Origin of the sequence: Streptomyces sp. NPDC055955, assembly GCF_042270245.1 — a bacterium.
Taxonomy (GTDB): Bacteria; Actinomycetota; Actinomycetes; order Streptomycetales; family Streptomycetaceae; genus Streptomyces.
Genome location: NZ_JBHJYS010000047.1, coordinates 1 through 15,123, shown reverse-complemented (window position 1 = coordinate 15,123; position 15,123 = coordinate 1). Strand labels below are relative to the sequence as shown.

16 protein-coding genes are annotated in these 15,123 nt (G+C 69.9%); 9 read left to right on the top strand and 7 right to left on the bottom strand.

What is annotated here, in order from left to right:
• Positions 1 to 19: 19 nt before the first annotated feature.
• On the top strand, positions 20 to 2,596 hold the full coding sequence (locus ACFC96_RS45635; RefSeq protein ID WP_376618624.1) for an FHA domain-containing protein: 2,577 nt from the start codon (positions 20 to 22) through the stop codon (positions 2,594 to 2,596).
• A gap of 87 nt (positions 2,597 to 2,683) precedes the next feature.
• Here the strand turns inward: ACFC96_RS45635 and ACFC96_RS45630 are convergent, their stop codons facing one another.
• From ACFC96_RS45630 to ACFC96_RS45620, 3 genes are all read right to left on the bottom strand, one after another.
• Positions 2,684 to 3,412 carry a transglycosylase SLT domain-containing protein gene (locus tag ACFC96_RS45630; RefSeq protein WP_376264279.1) on the bottom strand — a complete coding sequence of 243 codons (729 nt, stop codon included), beginning with the start codon at positions 3,410 to 3,412 and terminating at the stop codon, positions 2,684 to 2,686.
• Between the two features lie 295 nt (positions 3,413 to 3,707).
• The gene (locus tag ACFC96_RS45625) at positions 3,708 to 4,790 is read right to left on the bottom strand and encodes an S-adenosylmethionine:tRNA ribosyltransferase-isomerase (RefSeq protein ID WP_376618622.1); all 1,083 of its coding nucleotides are present in this window, start codon (positions 4,788 to 4,790) and stop codon (positions 3,708 to 3,710) included.
• On the bottom strand, positions 4,787 to 5,488 hold the full coding sequence (locus tag ACFC96_RS45620) for an SDR family NAD(P)-dependent oxidoreductase (RefSeq protein ID WP_376264284.1): 702 nt from the start codon (positions 5,486 to 5,488) through the stop codon (positions 4,787 to 4,789). Before ACFC96_RS45620 ends, ACFC96_RS45625 begins: the two co-directional genes overlap by 4 nt.
• Positions 5,489 to 5,690: 202 nt before the next feature.
• Here ACFC96_RS45620 and ACFC96_RS45615 point away from each other — a divergent pair, with 202 nt between their 5' ends.
• From ACFC96_RS45615 to ACFC96_RS45600, 4 genes are all read left to right on the top strand, one after another.
• Positions 5,691 to 6,836, top strand: a complete 1,146-nt coding sequence (locus ACFC96_RS45615; protein WP_376264286.1) for a GAF domain-containing sensor histidine kinase — start codon at positions 5,691 to 5,693, stop codon at positions 6,834 to 6,836.
• Entirely contained in the window at positions 6,829 to 7,473 is a 645-nt protein-coding gene (locus ACFC96_RS45610) for a response regulator (protein ID WP_376264289.1), read from the top strand. The genes ACFC96_RS45615 and ACFC96_RS45610 overlap by 8 nt, the downstream gene beginning before the upstream one ends.
• 197 nt (positions 7,474 to 7,670) lie before the next feature.
• Positions 7,671 to 7,913 (top strand): chaplin, encoded by a 243-nt coding sequence (locus ACFC96_RS45605; protein WP_376264292.1) that lies wholly within the window; start codon positions 7,671 to 7,673, stop codon positions 7,911 to 7,913.
• A gap of 198 nt (positions 7,914 to 8,111) precedes the next feature.
• The gene (locus tag ACFC96_RS45600) at positions 8,112 to 8,351 is read left to right on the top strand and encodes a chaplin (protein ID WP_376618621.1); all 240 of its coding nucleotides are present in this window, start codon (positions 8,112 to 8,114) and stop codon (positions 8,349 to 8,351) included.
• Positions 8,352 to 8,490: 139 nt separating this feature from the next.
• Here the strand turns inward: ACFC96_RS45600 and ACFC96_RS45595 are convergent, their stop codons facing one another.
• On the bottom strand, positions 8,491 to 9,279 hold the full coding sequence (locus tag ACFC96_RS45595) for a hypothetical protein (protein WP_376618620.1): 789 nt from the start codon (positions 9,277 to 9,279) through the stop codon (positions 8,491 to 8,493).
• Between the two features lie 124 nt (positions 9,280 to 9,403).
• Here ACFC96_RS45595 and ACFC96_RS45590 point away from each other — a divergent pair, with 124 nt between their 5' ends.
• The 3 genes from ACFC96_RS45590 (at position 9,404) to ACFC96_RS45580 (ending at position 11,770) form a co-directional block, all read left to right on the top strand.
• Positions 9,404 to 10,201: an ABC transporter ATP-binding protein gene (locus ACFC96_RS45590; protein ID WP_376264299.1), complete on the top strand. Its 798-nt coding sequence runs from the start codon at positions 9,404 to 9,406 to the stop codon at positions 10,199 to 10,201.
• A 64-nt stretch (positions 10,202 to 10,265) separates the two neighbouring features.
• Positions 10,266 to 10,697 carry an NfeD family protein gene (locus ACFC96_RS45585; protein ID WP_376264302.1) on the top strand — a complete coding sequence of 144 codons (432 nt, stop codon included), beginning with the start codon at positions 10,266 to 10,268 and terminating at the stop codon, positions 10,695 to 10,697.
• A 140-nt stretch (positions 10,698 to 10,837) separates the two neighbouring features.
• Positions 10,838 to 11,770, top strand: a complete 933-nt coding sequence (locus tag ACFC96_RS45580) for an SPFH domain-containing protein (protein ID WP_100592537.1) — start codon at positions 10,838 to 10,840, stop codon at positions 11,768 to 11,770.
• A gap of 74 nt (positions 11,771 to 11,844) precedes the next feature.
• On the opposite strand, the gene ACFC96_RS45575 is transcribed toward ACFC96_RS45580, so the two are convergent.
• The 3 genes from ACFC96_RS45575 to ACFC96_RS45565 all read right to left on the bottom strand — a co-directional run bounded on the left by ACFC96_RS45575 (position 11,845) and on the right by ACFC96_RS45565 (position 13,914).
• Complete coding sequence (locus ACFC96_RS45575) at positions 11,845 to 12,351, bottom strand: HNH endonuclease (protein WP_266668985.1); 507 nt, start codon at positions 12,349 to 12,351, stop codon at positions 11,845 to 11,847.
• 145 nt (positions 12,352 to 12,496) lie between these two features.
• Complete coding sequence (locus ACFC96_RS45570) at positions 12,497 to 13,036, bottom strand: YbhB/YbcL family Raf kinase inhibitor-like protein (protein ID WP_116502869.1); 540 nt, start codon at positions 13,034 to 13,036, stop codon at positions 12,497 to 12,499.
• A gap of 95 nt (positions 13,037 to 13,131) precedes the next feature.
• On the bottom strand, positions 13,132 to 13,914 hold the full coding sequence (locus ACFC96_RS45565; RefSeq protein ID WP_376264305.1) for a sporulation protein: 783 nt from the start codon (positions 13,912 to 13,914) through the stop codon (positions 13,132 to 13,134).
• A 194-nt stretch (positions 13,915 to 14,108) separates the two neighbouring features.
• Between ACFC96_RS45565 and ACFC96_RS45560 the strand changes: the two genes are divergently transcribed.
• A complete protein-coding gene (locus ACFC96_RS45560; protein ID WP_376618619.1) occupies positions 14,109 to 14,750 on the top strand; it encodes a DNA-3-methyladenine glycosylase in 642 nt (213 codons plus the stop codon).
• Positions 14,751 to 15,123: the final 373 nt, after the last annotated feature.

Below are 15,123 nucleotides of genomic sequence, written 5' to 3'. Positions count from 1 at the left end.
CATCCCTAGACTCCCCAAGATGGGGGCTAGCTCGGGGGACAACTCAGTGGGGCATGGAGTGCCGGAACTCGTACTGGAATTGAATGGAAGGACCTGGACGCTCGACCCGTCCAGGCCATACACCCTCGGACGTGATCCGCAGGGGGACGTCGCGATCGACGATGCCAGGGTCTCCTGGCGTCACGCCACCATCAGCTGGAGCGGCCGCAGTTGGGTCATCGAGGACCACGGCTCCACCAACGGCACGTTCGTGCAGGGCCGGCGGATCCATCAGATGGAGATCGGCCCGGGCTCGACGCTGCACCTCGGCAACGCGACGGACGGTCCGCGGGTCAGCCTGTCGGGCGGCGCCGCCGGGGCGGCCGTGCCCGCGGCCCAGCAGGTCCAGCAGCAGGCCCACCCGCAGCAGGCGCCGGCCCAGCAGCCGCACGTCGCGCAGCAGGGTGGTGACGCCGGCTGGGCGCACAACGCCCCGCCGCAGCAGCAGGTGCCCGCCCAGCAGAGCTGGCAGCAGCCGCAGCAGGCGCAGAACATCCCGCCCCAGCAGGGGCCCGGCGGTGTCGCGGGGGCTCCGCCGGTGTACGGCGACCGCAGCCCCACCACGTTCCACCAGCTGGCCCTCGGCCGCGTGATGCGGATCGGCCGTGCCCTCGAGAACGAGCTGGTGGTCTCCGACCTCCAGGTCTCGCGCCTGCACGCCGAGTTCCACGCGACGCCCGACGGCCGCTACGAGATCCGTGACCTCGGCTCGCACAACGGCACGTACGTCAACGGTATGCCGATCGCCAAGGGCGGCTCCGCGCTGCTCGGCCCGAACGACATCGTCGGCGTCGGCCACTCGACGTTCCGCCTCGTCGGGGACCGTCTCGAGGAGTTCGTCGACACCGGTGAGGTCTCCTTCTCCGCCCGCCATCTGACGGTGACGGTCGACGGCGGCAAGGACATCCTCAAGGACGTCTCCTTCGGCGTCCCGGAGAAGTCGCTCATCGCGGTCATCGGCCCCTCGGGTTCCGGCAAGTCCACCCTGCTCAAGGCGCTCACCGGCTACCGGCCCGCCAACAAGGGCGACGTGCTCTACGACAACCGGAACCTGTACAAGCAGTTCGCCGAGCTGCGTCAGCGCATCGGTCTGGTCCCGCAGGACGACATCCTGCACAAGGAACTGTCCGTCAAGAAGGCCCTCAAGTACGCGGCCAAGCTGCGCTTCCCCTCGGACACCAGCGAGCAGGAGCGCGAGCAGCGCATCGACGAGGTGCTGCGCGAGCTGAAGCTGGACATCCACAAGGAGAAGAAGGTCACCTCCCTCTCCGGTGGCCAGCGCAAGCGCGTCTCCGTCGCTCTGGAGCTGCTCACCAAGCCCTCGCTGATCTTCCTGGACGAGCCGACCTCCGGCCTCGACCCGGGCATGGACCGCGACGTCATGCAGCTCCTGCGCGGCCTCGCCGACGACGGCCGCACGGTCCTCGTCGTCACGCACTCGGTCGCCGAGCTGGCGATCTGCGACAAGCTCCTGGTGATGGCGCCGGGCGGTTCGGTGGCGTACTTCGGTCCGCCCGAGGAGGCCCTGAACTTCTTCGGCTACGGCACCTGGGCCGATGTCTTCTCCGCCTTCGAGAACTATCGCGACTACGACTGGGCGGGCCGCTGGAAGGGCTCGCAGCACTACCAGATGTACGCCGCGGACATCGACGCCGTCGCCGCACAGTCCGTACACATGCCGCCGCCGCAGGCGATGAAGCCGCCCAAGCCGCAGGGCTGGGGCTCGCAGCTGTGGACCCTGATCCGCCGCTACACGTCGGTGATCGCGTCCGACAAGGGCTTCCTGGGCCTGATGGTGATCCTGCCGGCGGTCCTCGGCGTCGTCAGCACAGTGATCCCGGCCGACTTCGGCCTGGCCCCGCCCAAGCCGCCGTCCCGGTTCAACGGCGACGCCGGCACGATCATGCTGATCCTCGCGGTCGGCATGTGCTTCTCGGGCGCGGCCAACTCCGTACGTGAACTGATCAAGGAACGTGTCATCTACGAACGGGAGCGGGCCACCGGCCTGTCCCGCTCGGCGTACCTGATGTCCAAGGTGATCGTTCTCGGCGTCGTCACGGCCTTCCAGGGCGTGATCATCTGCGCGATCGGCTTCATCCCGCGCGATCTGCCGGCCGAGGGTCTGATGATGCCGCCGGCCGTCGAACTGTGCATCGTGATCATCGCGCTCGGCTTCACGTCGATGATGTTCGGCCTGGTCATCTCCTCGCTGGTGAAGACCGCCGAGAAGACGATGCCGCTCCTGGTCATGTTCGCGATCGTCCAGGTCGTCTTCACCGGGATCCTGTTCCAGGTGTACGGCTCGCCGGGCCTGGAACAGTTCGCCTGGCTGATGCCGTCGCGCTGGGCGATCGCCGGCGCCGGTTCGACGCTCGACCTCGCGCACCTCATGCCGCCGTGGGACCAGGCGCACCCGAACGACCTGGACCCGCTGTGGGAGCACTCGGTGAGCCAGTGGGGCATCAACCTCGCGATCCTGATCGCCCTCGGTGTCCTCTGCGGCTTCGCGGTCGCGCGCCTGCTGCGCCGCCACGAGCCCGAGGTCATGCGCAAGTAGCGTGACCCGCGCACGGAGGAAGGGCGGCACCCCGCACGGGGTGCCGCCCTTCGGCGTTCACTGAGACCCTGAGGTCCAGGGAGAGTCTCAGTAGGCGCTGTTCACGTTGTCCATCGAGCCGTACTTGTCCGCGGCGTAGTTCGCGGCGGCGGTGATGTTGGCGACCGGGTCGTAGATGTTCCACGAGGTACCGGGGACGTGGTACGCGGTGAAGGTCGGCGGGATGACCTGCAGCAGACCCTTCGAGGGGATGCCGTTGATCGCGTTGATGTCCCAGTTGTTGATCGCCTGCGGGTTGCCGGACGACTCGCGGAGGATGTTGCGGTGCAGGCCCTCGTAGGAGCCCGGAATGCCCTTGGCCTTCATGATGGCGAGGGACTCGCGGATCCAGCCGTCCAGGTTGTTCGCGTAGACCGGCTTGCGGGCGGCGGCGCGGCTGGCGGCCTCCCGGACCTGGCGGTCCTTGACGGCCTTTGCAGCTGCGTCGGCCTTCGCCTTCGCCGCGGCCGCGTCGGCGGCCTTCTTCGTCTCGGCGACCTGCGTGGCCTTCAGCTTGGCGGCAGCGTTCTTGACCTGCTGGTCGGCGGTGGCCATCTGGTTGGTGACGCTGGCGTGCACGTCCTTGATCTGGGGCTTGCCGGCGGTCGCCTCGAAGGCGACGGGAGCGGCCGAGATCGTCTCCGCCTCCGCGGTGGAGTTGCCCGGCACCAGCGTGAACGCGAGGGCAGCGGCGCCGAGCGTGGCGATACCGGCGATCGAGTACTTGTGGGTCTTCGTCAGGGGGCGACTATGACCGGAGAAGCTGAGCTTGGACATGGAGGACCTCTTCGAATCGGGGAAGTCGCTCACCGGTCCAAAGCAGGACCGTTCATGTTTCGGACATGAACGCTGTGGGTAGCGGCCCACGCTGTCGAGCAACGAGAGCCATTGTTAGCGGCCGCAAAATTGCGTGGCAAAGGTGTGACGTACGAAGCCGGGTAGTGGATCAGGCCCCCCGGCGAGGTCCATTTCGCCCCTCCTGCACCGGTAACGCCGCCCACAGCTCATTCCTAGCTGTCTTCGTACGTGATGTGCGCCCTATGCCCGGGCTCACATCGGACACGTAACAACCTCACCAAGCGTTGCCATTGCAACGCGCTGCGTGACCGGATTCGTCAGGAAGTATGAGGTGGACGTCCCCGAACTCATGCCACAGGTACAAATGTCCCAATGCTTCCGCGTATGTACGGGTAATTGCCTCGGTTCCCGCGACGGCCTCCAGCATCAGCAGATGCGACGCCTCCGGCTCGTGCAGCCCGGTGAGGAGGCCGTCCACCACCCGCACACCCCGCTCGGGCGTCACCACGAGGTCCGTCCAGCCCGCGGCCGCCCGCACCACCCCGTCCCGCCCCGCGGCGGACTCCACGGCCCGAACGGCTGTCGTACCGACCGCCACCACCCGCCCGCCCCCGGCCCTCGCCGCGTTGATCAGCCGCGCCGACGCCTCCGGCACCTCGAACCGCTCCGGATACGGCGGCTCGTGCGACTCCGCCGACGCCACCCCTGTGTGCAGCGTGACGGGCGCGAACTGGACCCCCCTGCTGACCAGCTCCGCCACCAGGCGCGCAGTGAACGGACGCGCCGCACTCGGCATCTCCGCACTGCCCGCCCCGTCCGCGTACGGCAGCGCGAACACCGTCTGATAGACGGAGAGCGGCTGATCGCGCTCCGTGTAGGAGTAACGGATGGGCCTGCCGTGCCGCCGCAGCAGCGCCGGCACGTCCCCCGTGACCCGCACCCACCAGAGCCGCGCCGCGCCGCCCGCCAGCGGTTCCTCCCACACGAGACGCACACCCCCGGGGAGCTCCGCCCTCGTCCCCTCCGGACCGCCCGCACGCGGGCGCGTGGTGCCACGCCCGTCCGGATCCCGCAACTCGACGGCCCATCGCCCGTCATCGCCACGCGTGGAGAAGTGCACCACCACGCGCGCGTGCCCGATCCGCCCGTCGACCGCGGCTGCCAGCGTCGGCGACGTATTGACCACGAGCAGGTCCCCGGCCCGCAGCTCTCCCGGCAGCTGCGCGAAGTCCCGGTGCGTGACATCCGTGCCACGCGAGACGAGCAGCCGCACCGCGTCCCTGTCCAGGCCGGGCCCACGCTGCTCCGCCGGCACCCGGGCCGACAACTCCTCCGGTACCCGCACCGCGACCGTCACCGCGCCTCCAGAAGAAGAGAGGGGGCGGCGTACCGCCCGCTGTCCGGCCGCTCGTCGAGCAGCCGCAGGAATGCCGGCACCACCGTTTCCGGCAGCGGCCGGTCCGAGTCGTCGTCGAGCGGCGCCGCCGCCCGGTAGAGATCCGTGCGCATGTCGCCCGGATCCACCGCCCACACCCGCAGCCCCGGCTCCTCCACCGCGAGGACCGCGGACAGCTGGTCGAGCGCGGCCTTGGAAGCGCCGTAGCCGCCCCAGGTCTCGTACGCCTCCGCCGACGCGTCCGAGCTCACCGAGACGACCGCGCCCCCGGCCGTCCCCCGCAGCAGCGGAAGCGCCTCCTGCACCAGCCCGAGCGCCGCCACGACATTGACCTCCAGCGCCCGCCGCAGCCCCTCCACCGGCAGCGCGTCGAGGCGCACCAGCGGCTCGGCCCCCAGCGCGCTCGCGTTGTTCACCAGCAGATCGAGACCGCCGAGACCGCGCGCCGCCGCCACCAGCTCCGCGCGGTGCGCCGCCTCCGTGACATCCCCGGGCAGCGCCTCCACCCGCGTCCCGTACGTCCCCACCTCGTCCGCGGCCTCCCGCAGCACCGCCCCGGACCTGGCGTCGAGCACCAGATCCCAGCCGCGCCGCGCGAGAGCCACGGCGAGCGCGCGGCCGAGTCCCTTCGAAGCCCCCGTGATGATCGCCACCGGCATGACATCCGTCCCCTCGGGCCCGTCGGGCCGCCTTTGTGCCGTACGTGCTTCGATCCGCCTCCAACGTAGGAACCGACCCGCCCCGGGCGCCTCGTCCGCGGGCCGCACCTCACCGGGGCCCTTCGCCCTACGACCACCGGACCAGAAGGCGGCCGCCACGGGCCCGATACGCGCTGTCACACCCCGCCGGTACCTTGAGGGCATGAGTCACGGCCCACGATCAGGCCTCTCCGCGGTGAGTTCCGCGCTGCTGGCCATGAGCAGACACCTCGAGGTGCGCGACGTCCTCAAGACGATCGTCGCGTCGGCCCGCGAGCTGCTCGACGCCGAGTACGCGGCCCTCGGGGTGCCGGACGACCACGGAGGTTTCGCGCAGTTCGTCGTCGACGGCGTCAGCGACGCGCAGTGGAAGGCCATCGGCCCGCTCCCGCGCCAGCACGGCATCCTCGCCGCGATGCTGCGCGAGGCGAAGACCGAGCGTCTGGGCGACGTGCGCGAGGACCCGCGCTTCGAGGGCTGGCCGTCCGCGCACCCCGAGATGTCCGACTTCCTCGGCCTGCCCATCCGTGACGGGGACGAGGTCATCGGCGCCCTCTTCCTCGCCAACAAGAACTGCCCCAAGCCGCAAGGAGGTTGCGGCTTCACGATGGAGGACGAGGAGCTGCTGACGATCCTCGCCCAGCACGCGGCCATCGCCCTGACGAACGCCCGTCTGTACGAGCGAAGCCGCGAGCTCACCATCGCCGAGGAGCGCTCGCGTCTCGCCCACGAACTGCACGACGCCGTGAGTCAGAAGCTCTTCTCCCTGCGCCTGACCGCCCAGGCCGCCGCGGCCCTGGTCGACCGCGACCCGTCCCGTGCCAAGGGCGAGTTGCAGCACGTGGCGGAGCTGGCCGCCGAAGCCGCCGACGAACTGCGCGCCGCCGTGGTCGAGTTGCGCCCTGCCGCGCTCGACGAGGACGGCCTGATCGCCACGCTGCGCACGCAGATCCAGGTGCTCGACCGCGCCCACTCGGCCCAGGTCACCTTCGACTGCGGCGGCATCCGCGCCCTGCCCGCCGCGCAGGAGGAGGCCATGTTGCGCGTGGCCCAGGAGGCGCTGCACAACGCGCTGCGCCACTCGGGCGCCGAGCACGTCCGCGTGACGCTCGACAAGCGTGGCCCCGGAGCCGTCCTGCGCGTCAGCGACGACGGCGGCGGTTTCGAACCCAAGGCCGTCCGGCACGCGGGACGCCACCTCGGCCTGGTCTCGATGCGTGACCGGTCCAGTGGCGTCGGCGGCCGTCTGACGGTGGAATCGGAGCCCGGCAAGGGCACCACGATCGAGATGGAGGTCCCCGGTGGCTGACAACCGGATCCGGGTGCTGCTGGTCGACGACCACCAGGTCGTCCGCCGAGGGCTGCGCACGTTCCTCGAGGTCCAGGACGACATCGAGGTCGTGGGGGAGGCGTCGGACGGTGCCGAGGGCGTCGCCCGTACCGAGGAGCTGAAGCCGGACGTCGTCCTGATGGACGTCAAGATGCCCGTCATGGACGGCGTCGAGGCCCTGCGCAAGCTGCGCGAGCTGGCCAACCCCGCGCGCGTGCTCATCGTCACGAGCTTCACCGAACAGCGCACGGTGGTCCCCGCCCTGCGCGCGGGCGCCGCCGGGTACGTCTACAAGGACGTCGACCCGGACGCCTTGGCCGGCGCCATCCGCTCGGTGCACGCGGGCCATGTGCTGCTCCAGCCGGAGGTGGCCGGCGCCCTGCTCTCGCAGGAGGAGACCAACGGCGGGCAGGGGAGAGGCAATTCGCTGACCGAGCGGGAGCGCGAGGTGCTCGGCCTGATCGCGGACGGCCGGTCGAACCGGGAGATCGCCCGCGCCCTCGTCCTCTCCGAGAAGACGGTCAAGACCCATGTGTCCAACATCCTGATGAAGCTCGACCTGGCGGACCGCACCCAGGCCGCTCTGTGGGCCGTACGCCATGGGGCGGCCGGCTGAACGACGCCGCGGCTGCGGGACGGCACGAGGCTTCGCCGGGCCCGGCGGGGGACGGCGATTCGAATGGTTCCGTTCCGGGCTGAGATTCATACTGTCGTGTGTATGTCCCCCAGGTGGCGCATCCTGCGCGAGGCTCCGGCGTTCTCCAGTGCGTGCTGCGGCGGTTCGTCGCAGTGATCGCCTAGGAGGGTCAAGAAGTGAAGAAGCTGAAGAGGGTCGCGGCCGTATCGATGGTCGCCGGTGGGCTCGTCGCCGCCGGTGCCGGTATGGCCTCCGCCACCGACGCGCACGCGGACGGCCAGGCCGTGCACTCGCCCGGCGTCGTCTCGGGCAACGTGATCCAGGCTCCGGTCCACATCCCGGTCAACGTCGTCGGCAACACCGTGAACGTCATCGGTGTGCTCAACCCGGCCTTCGGCAACCTCGGCGTCAACCACTGACGTATGTCTCAGGTCCACCCGTGACCACCGGCCCCCGGTACCCCCGGGGGCCGCTCCCGTGTCCGGCCCGGTCGCAGACCGGTTGATCCGAACGGGCGCATCGCCGCCCCCGCCCGTGTCATCCGCCAGGCCCGCCCGTTGCACAGCGTGCACCCCCGTGGCTGGGGTCGAATCGCCATAGCTGGAGGAATACTTCTCATGAACATCGCCAAGAAGGCCGCCCTGGCCGTCGCCGTCGCCGGTATCGCCGCGGGCGCTTCCGCCGGAGCCGCTTTCGCGGACTCGGGCGCCGAGGGCCTGGCCGCCAACTCCCCGGGCGTGGCCTCGGGCAACCTGGTCGAGGTCCCGGTCCACGTTCCGGTCAACGCCACGGGCAACAGCGTCAACGTGATCGGCCTGCTGAACCCGACGTTCGGCAACGCCTCCGCGAACAACTGAGGCACCCCCTCCAGGAAGGGCCCCACGGATACGGATCCGCGGGGCCCTTCCTGCACGTCACGTCACTCCCGAGTGCCTGTGCGCCTGTGCCCCCGCACCCTCAGGGCCCGATCCCCCGCCTCACGCCGTACTCCCGGCCTCACCGCGACCCGCGCTCCCGCTCCTCCACGAAAGCGTTGTACGCCGCGACCTGCGCCCGCCGGGCCGTCCGCTCCACCGGACGCAGCGCCTCCGACCGCGCCGCCATCTCCGAGGCGCTCACGGCCCCGCCGTGCCCGCTCTCGTACGCCACCGAGATCAGCAGCCCGACGCGCTGCGCCAGCTCCAGCACTCTTACCGCGCGCGGCGGATAACCCGGCGCGAGAACCTCGCGCCCCCGCTCGGCCCGCGCCCGGTACGCGTCCACCGCCGCCTCGGCCACGGGGCCCGACCCGGCGACGTCGAGCCGCGAAAGGACGGCCGTCGCGTCCCGCAGCGCCTCCGCCAGCTCCCGCTCGGCCTCACCGAGGGAGGGCACATCGGCAGGGGGCGCCTCCCGCACGGGAAGGCAGTGCCACAGGACGTCCACATGGACGTCGCCGGCGGGCCCGGCCTCGGACACCTCGGGCACGAGCCCGAGCGCGACCCCCTGACATACGACGGCCTCCTCCGCGTCGAGGGCACGCGCGTTGAACTCCGGAGGGCCGCTCAGGCCCAGCGGGTGGCCCGGCGCGGGCAGCGCGACCCGCAGCCCGGTCGCCCCCAGCGTGCGCAGCCGCCCCAGGGCGAGCGTCAGCCCCACCGGCGCCGACTCGCCGGGCAGCCCCTCCACCCGGTGCACCGCGTCCTCGCCGACTATGGCGAGCGCGGCGTCATCGGGAGCAACAAACCCGGCCAAAAGGGCATTTCCCCATGAGGCCAGCCGACCTGAGCGTGGTTCCGAAAGCATGGGCCCCACCCTAAAGACCGACCGATGGATCGGACGGGTCGACCGGTGGCGTAGGTTTTCCCTTGGGGGATGCGTCCACAAGACGCACGCGACTGCCGAGACTGCAATGGGAGACAACGCGCTCATGAGCGATGTACTGGAGCTGGTGGACGTATCCGTGGTCCGCGAGGGCCGGGCTCTGGTGGACCAGGTCTCCTGGTCGGTCAAGGAAGGTGAGCGCTGGGTCATCCTCGGCCCGAACGGCGCCGGCAAGACGACCCTCCTGAACGTCGCCTCCAGCTACCTCTTCCCCAGCCAGGGCACCGCCACGGTCCTGGGCGAGACCCTCGGCAAGCCCGGCACCGACGTCTTCGAGCTGCGCCCGCGCATCGGCATCGCCGGCATCGCGCTCGCCGAGAAGCTGCCCAAGCGCCAGACCGTCCTGCAGACGGTCCTCACCGCCGCGTACGGCATGACCGCCGGCTGGCACGAGGACTACGAGGACATCGACGAGCAGCGCGCCCGCGCCTTCCTCGACCGCCTCGGCATGACCGAGTACGTGGACCGCAAGTTCGGCACGCTCTCCGAGGGCGAGCGCAAGCGCACCCTCATCGCCCGCGCCCTCATGACCGACCCCGAGCTCCTCCTCCTCGACGAGCCCGCCGCCGGCCTCGACCTCGGCGGCCGCGAGGACCTCGTACGCCGCCTCGGCCGCCTCGCCCGCGACCCGATCGCCCCCTCGATGATCATGGTCACGCACCATGTCGAGGAGATCGCCCCCGGTTTCACCCACGTCCTCATGATCCGCCAGGGCAAGGTCCTCGCCGCGGGCCCCCTGGAGCTGGAGCTGACCTCCCGCAACCTCTCCCTCTGCTTCGGCCTCCCGCTCGTCGTCGAGCAGCGTGGCGAGCGCTGGAGCGCGCAGGGCCTCCCGCTGGGCTGACCCGGCGCGGGCCGCCCCCAAGGCACCCTGTCGCCGGAGGGAACCCCGGTCCTACCATGACCATGTGGCAGACATCGACGCATGGGTGTGGTGGCTGATCGGGGCGGCCGCGCTCGGAATCCCTCTCGTCATCACCGCGATGCCCGAATTCGGCATGCTCTCCGCCGGCGCCGTCGCGGGCGCCGTGACCGCCGGCCTCGGCGGCGGGATGGTGATGCAGGTCCTCGTCTTCGCCGCCGTCTCCGTCGCGCTCATCGCCGTCGTACGGCCCATCGCGGCCCGCCACAGCGCCCAACGCCCGGCGCTCGCCACCGGAATCGAGGCCCTCAAGGGCAAACAGGCCGTCGTCGTGGAACGCGTCGACGGCAGCGGCGGCCGTATCAAGCTGGCCGGAGAGATCTGGTCCGCCCGCTCGCTCGACGAGTCCGAGAGCTACGAGCCGGGCCGTCACGTCGACGTCGTCGACATCGAGGGAGCCACCGCGATCGTCGTGTGATCATGGTGACGTGATCGGGGAGGTGGCTTGAACTCCCCACGCCGCAGAGCCCGTTCTGACAGACTCGACCAGCAAGATCCTCAAGATCTTCCGGTGGGACCCGCCGGAACGACGACGGCACGAAGGGCACGGGAGACGCGATGTCAGCGATCATCATCGTCCTGATCATTCTGGTGGTGCTGGTCTTCATAGCCCTGATCAAGACCATTCAAGTCATCCCGCAGGCGAGCGCGGCGATCGTCGAACGCTTCGGCCGCTACACCCGCACACTGAACGCGGGCCTGAACATCGTCGTCCCGTTCATCGACTCGATCCGCAACCGGATCGACCTGCGTGAACAGGTCGTCCCCTTCCCGCCCCAGCCGGTGATCACCCAGGACAACCTGGTCGTGAACATCGACACCGTCATCTACTACCAGGTGACCGACGCCCGCGCCGCGACCTACGAGGTCGCCAGCTACATCCAGGCCATCGAGCAGCTCACGGTCACCACCCTGCGCAACATCATCGGCGGCATGGACCTGGAGCGGACCCTGACCTCCCGCGAGGAGATCAACGCGGCCCTGCGCGGCGTCCTCGACGAGGCCACCGGCAAGTGGGGCATCCGCGTCAACCGCGTCGAGCTCAAGGCGATCGAACCGCCCACCTCCATCCAGGACTCGATGGAGAAGCAGATGCGCGCCGACCGCGACAAGCGCGCCGCGATCCTCACCGCCGAAGGCATCCGGCAGTCCCAGATCCTCACCGCCGAGGGCGAGAAGCAGTCCGCGATCCTGCGCGCCGAAGGTGAGGCCAAGGCCGCCGCCCTGCGCGCGGAGGGCGAGGCTCAGGCCATCCGCACGGTCTTCGAGTCCATCCACGCCGGCGACGCCGACCAGAAGCTCCTCGCCTACCAGTACCTCCAGATGCTCCCGAAGATCGCCGAGGGCGACGCCAACAAGCTCTGGATCGTGCCCAGCGAGATCGGCGACGCGCTCAAGGGACTCTCCGGCGCCATGGGCAACTTCGGCCCGATGGGCGGCGGTTCGGCCCCCGCGGGAGCCGAGCGCCGCGAACAGCCCCCCATCGACTGACCAGTCCTCACACCAAGAAGAAGCCCGCCCCGGCACCCCGGAGGCGGGCTCTTCCGTGCGCGCCGCCTCCCGCGCTACGCCGCCGTACGCGCCAGCCAGGCCGGCAGCGCGTCCCGCTCGGACTGGCCGAGCGTCAGCAGCATCGCATCGGCGGGAGTGGGCTCGAACGGCTCCCGCAGCAGCGGCATCCCCGCCTGCTCCGGAGTCCGGTCCGCCTTGCGGTGGTTGTCCTCCGCGCACGAGGCGACCGTATTCAGCCAGGAGTCCGCACCACCGCGCGACCGCGGCACCACGTGGTCCACCGTCGTCGCCCGTCGCCCGCAGTACGCGCACCGGTGCTGGTCACGCACCAGCACACCCCGCCTCGACCACGGAGCCCGTCTTCGGAAGGGCACCCGTACATACCTGCAGAGCCTGATCACCTGCGGCACCGGTATGTCGACGGCGGCCGCACGCACACGGAGTCCGGGGTGGGCCTGCTCGACGACGGCCTTGTCCTGCAGCACCAGTACGACGGCCCGGTTGAGCGTCACCGTCGACAACGGCTCGAAGCTGGCGTTCAGTACCAGCGTGTCCCGCATCTCGCCCACCTCCCGTACGTCCCCGGCCCACCCCCGTGGCGGGCTTGGATCAACTCTGGCCGGGCGCGCCGAGATGGACAACGCAATAAAAATGCCCGCCCCCGATCACTTCCATGACCGGGGGCGGGCAAACAGCCGATGAACGCTAGCTGTCCGCGGAGGCCGCGTACTCGGCGAGGACCTGCGCGCGCGCAAGCGTGTGGAAGCGCAGGTTGAACCCGACGACAGCCGGCGAGGCGTCCGAGTCGGGACCCAGCTTCTCCTGATCCACCGCGTACACGGTGAAGACATAACGGTGGGCCGGGTCACCGGGCGGCGGCGCGGCGCCCCCGAAGTCCTTCGTCCCGTAGTCGTTGCGCACCTGCACCGCACCGGCGGGCAGCCCCTCGAACTTGCCGCTGCCCGCGCCGGCCGGCAGCTCGGTCACCGAAACCGGGATGTCGAACACGGTCCAGTGCCAGAAACCACTGCCCGTCGGGGCGTCCGGGTCGAAGCACGTCACGGCGAAACTCTTCGTCCCGGCCGGGAAGCCCTCCCACCGCAGCTGCGGCGAGGTGTTCCCCGCCGCGTAGACCTGAGCGTCCTTGAGCACCGCACCCGGCTCGAAGTCCTCGCTCACCACCGTGAACGACGGCACCTGCGGATGGAAGTCATGGGGAAGCGGCGGCCTCTTGAGGTCGGTCACGTCGGCACCTCCTGATCGGCGAAAACTCTCGGTGCCGAGCCTATGCCCCGCCCGGCCGGCAGCGGACGGCGCCGCCACCGGCCGACGCACCGGGGTCAGAACCAGTTGCGCTTGCTGCCGACCTCGGACAGCCACTGGTGCAGATACGCCGACCAGTCCGTCCCCTGGAAGTCGTTGTGCCCCACGACGAACGACCGGAACGTGTCACTGCCCTCGCTGAAGAGCCCCGGCTTCTTGTCCATCTCCAGGACGACGTCCATCTCGCGGTCGTCCGCCACGAAGCTCAGCTCGACCTGGTTGAGCCCGCGGTACTGCTGCGGGGGGAAGAACTCGATCTCCTGGTAGAAGGGCAGCTTCTGCCGCGTCCCCCGGATGTGCCCGCGCTCCATGTCCGCGCTCTTGAAGCGGAAGCCGAGCCCGATGAAGGCGTCCAGGATCGCCTGCTGCGACGGCAGCGGGTGCACGTTGATCGGGTCGAGGTCACCGGAGTCCAGCGCGCGCGCGATCTCCAGCTCCGTCGTCACACCGATGTTCATGCCGCGCAGCTGCTGCCCGTCGATCGTCGTGACCGGCGTCTCCCACGGGATCTCGAGCCCGAACGGCACCGCGTGCACCGCGTTCGCCTGCAGCTGGAACGCCCCGCCCAGGCGCAGCTTCGTGAACTCGATGTCCTGCTTGGTCTCCTGGTCCGCACCCTCGACCTCGACCCGCGCCTGCAGACCGACCGACAGCCCCTCGATGTCCTGGTCCACGGACCCGCCCTGGATCCGCACCTCACCCTGGACGACACCACCCGGCACCACGTTGACCTCGGTCAGCACCGTCTCGACCGACGCACCGCCCGCACCCAGACTCGCCAGCAGCCGCTTGAACCCCATGACTCCACTCCTCCCCGTGCCACGACCCGTGGCCCGTGTCTTCCTGTCGCGATCCTTGATCTCTACCAACGCGATAGACCGGTGACCGGTTCCGCGCGGCTCACCCTGGCAAGCAACGGAGCCCGGGGGCTACCCGTCCACGCCGATTCGCCGCGCTTCCTTGTCACTTCGCCGGTGGACTACGCTCGTCCGCCATGATCGCGGCCCCTGACCGTACGCCCCTCACACGGGACTTCTTCGACCGGCCCGTACTGGAGGTCGCCCCCGATCTCCTCGGGCGCGTCCTCGTGCGCAACACCCCGCAAGGCCCGATCGAGCTGCGACTCACCGAGGTGGAGGCCTACGACGGCCCCAACGATCCCGGCTCCCACGCGTACCGCTCCCGCACCGCCCGCAACGACGTGATGTTCGGTCCGCCCGGACACGCGTACGTCTACTTCACCTACGGCATGTGGCACTGCCTCAATCTGGTGTGCGGCCGGGAAGGCACCGCGAGCGGGGTCCTGCTCCGCGCCGGAGAGATCACGAAGGGCGCCGACCTCGCGCGTAAACGTCGACTATCGGCCCGCAACGACAAGGAACTGGCCAAAGGGCCGGCACGCCTGGCCACGGCCCTGGACGTGGACCGCGCACTGAACGGCACGGACGTCTGCGCCTCCCCGGACTCCCCGCTAGCGATCCTCTCCGGCACCCCCACGCCACGCGACCAGGTACGGAACGGTCCGCGCACGGGCGTGGCCGGCGAGGGAGGTGTCCACCCCTGGCGCTACTGGACCGTCAACGACCCGACGGTGAGCCCATATCGCCCGCACGCGCCACGCCGCCGTTCAACTTGACTCGCCCCTGAGGGATCCGTAATGTAGCCCGAGCCGCTTGACCCGGTTACGGCAATCTGCCAGCAGCCGAAGGCGGCCAAACCACTACCTACGACTTCCCCTCAGCGGGGGCTTATTCGGCGTGCCTGCATGTCTGAATTCGAATCCGCGGAACTCGATTATGAGGCTCAAGGGAAATCCGCTAACGTAGTGGACACGCCGAAAGGCAAAGGCCCCCAACGGCCACCGGAAATGAATTCTGAACCGGGGACGGAACGGAAAACGGATCTGGTAGAGTTGGAAACGCAAGACCGAAGGGAAACTGCCCGGAGGAAAGCCTGAGAGAGTCTCTCGGGTGAGTACAAAGGAAGCGTCCGTTCCTTGAGAACTCAAC

What these genes read in the sequence shown, in the direction of transcription:
- ACFC96_RS45595 (WP_376618620.1), bottom strand. Translation starts at nt 9,279, where the DNA reads ATGCTTTCGGAACCACGCTCAGGTCGGCTGGCCTCATGGGGAAATGCC.
- ACFC96_RS45635 (WP_376618624.1), top strand. Translation starts at nt 20, where the DNA reads ATGGGGGCTAGCTCGGGGGACAACTCAGTGGGGCATGGAGTGCCGGAA.
- ACFC96_RS45600 (WP_376618621.1), top strand. Translation starts at nt 8,112, where the DNA reads ATGAACATCGCCAAGAAGGCCGCCCTGGCCGTCGCCGTCGCCGGTATC.
- ACFC96_RS45630 (WP_376264279.1), bottom strand. Translation starts at nt 3,412, where the DNA reads ATGTCCAAGCTCAGCTTCTCCGGTCATAGTCGCCCCCTGACGAAGACC.
- ACFC96_RS45580 (WP_100592537.1), top strand. Translation starts at nt 10,838, where the DNA reads ATGTCAGCGATCATCATCGTCCTGATCATTCTGGTGGTGCTGGTCTTC.
- ACFC96_RS45620 (WP_376264284.1), bottom strand. Translation starts at nt 5,488, where the DNA reads ATGCCGGTGGCGATCATCACGGGGGCTTCGAAGGGACTCGGCCGCGCG.
- ACFC96_RS45565 (WP_376264305.1), bottom strand. Translation starts at nt 13,914, where the DNA reads ATGGGGTTCAAGCGGCTGCTGGCGAGTCTGGGTGCGGGCGGTGCGTCG.
- ACFC96_RS45560 (WP_376618619.1), top strand. Translation starts at nt 14,109, where the DNA reads ATGATCGCGGCCCCTGACCGTACGCCCCTCACACGGGACTTCTTCGAC.
- ACFC96_RS45615 (WP_376264286.1), top strand. Translation starts at nt 5,691, where the DNA reads ATGAGTCACGGCCCACGATCAGGCCTCTCCGCGGTGAGTTCCGCGCTG.
- ACFC96_RS45575 (WP_266668985.1), bottom strand. Translation starts at nt 12,351, where the DNA reads ATGCGGGACACGCTGGTACTGAACGCCAGCTTCGAGCCGTTGTCGACG.
- ACFC96_RS45590 (WP_376264299.1), top strand. Translation starts at nt 9,404, where the DNA reads ATGAGCGATGTACTGGAGCTGGTGGACGTATCCGTGGTCCGCGAGGGC.